This window comes from Amycolatopsis speibonae (assembly GCF_042647925.1).
Taxonomy (GTDB): domain Bacteria; phylum Actinomycetota; class Actinomycetes; order Mycobacteriales; family Pseudonocardiaceae; genus Amycolatopsis; species Amycolatopsis speibonae.
The window spans coordinates 1,411-3,852 of the sequence record NZ_JBHRWK010000165.1 but is presented as its reverse complement, the minus strand read 5'-3'; the positions used below and the strand labels follow the sequence as shown (position 1 = coordinate 3,852).

Below are 2,442 nucleotides of genomic sequence, written 5' to 3'. Positions count from 1 at the left end.
GACAAAGCAACCGCCAACCCCGCCAGAACACCATCACCCACCTCACACGCAAACAACCGGATCGCCTCACCAACAACCCACCCCGAATCCAGCACCCCCCGCACAATCACACCCAAATCAGGAGCACCCTCATCCAGCAACACCACCCCATGCACACCGGCTTCCTTCAGCAACAACGCCGCTGCATCCCTGAACACCGAACCGACACCACCGATGATCACCCCCACATCCGCCGGCTGTATCTGCTCCTCCCGCCCCAGCCACTGCGACATCTCCTCCCGAAACTCCCGCGACACCCCCTGCATCTCCTCCTGCCCCAGCTGTATCTGCGCCTCCTGCTCCAGCCTTTGCGACATCTCCTCCTGCAGCTCCCGCGCCAGCCCCTGCATCTCCACCTGCTGCAGCTCCGACCCGACCGGCCACACCCAGCCACCACCCCCAGCACCAGGCACAACCGGCACCGGCATACCGGCCGCGGAAAAACTTGGCGCACCGGCCCAGACCCCAGAACCAGATCCCGGCAACCCCAACGTTTCATGTTCGGCACCAGGACGCCGTCCTGCACCCTCCGGCACCTCCAACCCCGGCCGCAGCAACTGCGACCCCGAGGCTTCCGGGGCTTCCGGCCGCGGGCGCGTCCGCTGTGGCGTCGGTGAAGCCGACCGCCGACGTTTCCCCTGTGACGTCGTTGAAGCGCCGACACCACTTCCGCCAGATGGGCCAGGAAAACCCGAGCCTGAAGGGGCGTTGTCGAGAGAAAGATCCGCAAAGCTCCAGGAAGAGTCGCTGTTCCAGAGAAGTACCGTCTCGCTGTGCACGATGCCAGTGAGCCGCGCAAGCTCCTCCGGTTCCAGGACTGGTCTGTTCGCTTGAGCCCTCGCCTCCTGGTACGCCCGCAGCCACACCTCGACCCACCGCAGCAACAGGTCCGGGTACTGCTGTTGCCCCTTGGGCTCCAACGAGATGTTGACCGGCAACCGATGCCTGTTCGCCTTCAGCAACGACAACACATCATCGAACTGCAGCCACTCCCCCTCACCAGGGCGGAAATCCGTTAACCACTTAGGAACAAGCGAACGGACCTTCTTCAGATCGGACGCAGAAGGTCCGTACGCGGACGTAATCCCACGCGCCTGCCCCATAGTGATCCGTCCGCCGGAGAGAGTAACCATCAAAAGCGCGGGTACTCCCAGACCGGTCTTCTTCACAGCGTCCCGCTGAATACCGATCCCCCATTCCCGCACCTTGTCCGGCGTCGCCTCGCTCAAACGACCCTTCGCCTTCAGATACGCCTCTAGCGAGACCCCCTTGCGAGGACCGGGACGCCAGGCCACCAGCGCCACATCGTCCAGATCAGCTGCCGGCGGTTGCCCGGAGCCCTCCCCCTCACCCGAGGGGGCGTCGTCGAGAGACAGGTCCGCAAAGCTCCAGGAAGAGTCGCGGTTCCAGTCTTGTACGGTCGTGTACTGCGCGATGCCTCCGACGAGCGGCACAAGCTCCTCCGGCGTCAGGACTCGCTTGTCCGCTTGAGCCCTCGCCTCCTTGTACGCCCGCATCCACACCTCGACCCACTTCTGCAACGGCTCCGAGTACAGCGGCTTCTGCCCACGGGTCTTCCCACTGGGCTCCAACCAGATGTTGACCGGCAACTTTTCCTTATTCGCCTTCAGGAACGCCAAAACGTCACCGAACTGCTCCCACTCCCCCTCACCAGGACGGAAATCCGTTAACCACTCAGGAACAAGCGAGCGAACCCTCTTCAGACCGTACAGAGAAGTTCCGTGGTCACGCTTGTAATCGTACGTAAAATCATGCGCCTGCTTCCTACTGATCTCTCCGCCGGAGAGAGCAAACACCAAAGGCGCGGGTACTCCCATACCGGTCTGCTTCACAACCTCCGCATGCAGACTCTCGAACCAACCGCGCGACCACCCGGCCTTCACCTTCGAACGACCGGTCCTCCTCAGGTACTCACGCCACGTGGTAGCGGCACCTACCCCAGGACCGGGACGCCCGGACGCCACATCCTCCGGAACCCCCTCCAGAAGGCGGTCACCCGATCCGGCACCGGTCACACCCTGACCTTCCGTCCCCGGACCGGAAATCCCTGAGATCCCAGGATCCGGCGCTTCCACGAGGTACCGCAACGTATTCGCCACCCCAGGAGGGGGACGCCAGGACACCACCTCCACATACTCCGCCGGAAGAGCGCCGACACGACTGATGCCAGAGGGGCCCGCAAGAGCCGGGCCCGAGGATTCGTCGACAGAATGCTCCGCAACGCTCTGGGAAGAGCCGAGTTTCCAGTCATCTACCGTCCCGGATGTCACGATGCCTCCAGTGCTCAGCGCAAGCTCCTCCGACGTCAGGACTGGCTTGTTCGCTTGAGCCCTCGCATCGTAGTAAGCCCGCATCCACACCTCGGTCCACCGCAGCAACGGT

At 63.4% G+C, this 2,442-nt stretch carries 1 protein-coding gene; it reads right to left on the bottom strand.

What is annotated here, in order from left to right:
- A partial coding sequence (locus ACFOSH_RS44610) for a hypothetical protein (protein WP_378248005.1) occupies window positions 1-1,892 on the bottom strand: 1,892 nt, incomplete at its 3' end.
- Window positions 1,893-2,442 lie beyond the last annotated feature (550 nt).